The organism is Acinetobacter sp. ANC_7512, assembly GCF_056779935.1.
In genome coordinates this window covers 1-294 of record NZ_JBWYIX010000045.1, presented here as the reverse complement: position 1 = coordinate 294, position 294 = coordinate 1, and the positions used below count along the sequence as shown (strand labels likewise).

Sequence of the window (294 nt, the reverse complement as noted above, 5' to 3'; positions counted from 1 at the left end):
GCGTGCAAGCAGAACTCATCTGTCTCTCGACCAATGCCTTAATTCCACTCAAACAATTCATCGGCACACAAGTGGCCGTCGATCAAGTCACCGATCAAGGAACCCTGTTTAGAACCACTGGCATCATTACCGAAGCCTCACAAGGACAAAGCGATGGGGCACTGACCCTCTACAAACTCACGCTCAACGATGCAACAAACTTGTGGCACAAACGCCGCAACAGCCGCGTATTTATGAATAAATCCGTGGTCGAAGTGGTGGAAATCCTCTTTGAAGAATGGCAAAACAAAAGCC

Annotated in this window: 1 protein-coding gene; it reads left to right on the top strand. The window is 48.6% G+C overall.

What is annotated here, in order from left to right; translation table 11 throughout:
* Positions 1–294: phage late control D family protein (locus AC1M9H_RS14395; protein WP_481613659.1), on the top strand; the 294-nt coding region annotated here is incomplete at both ends.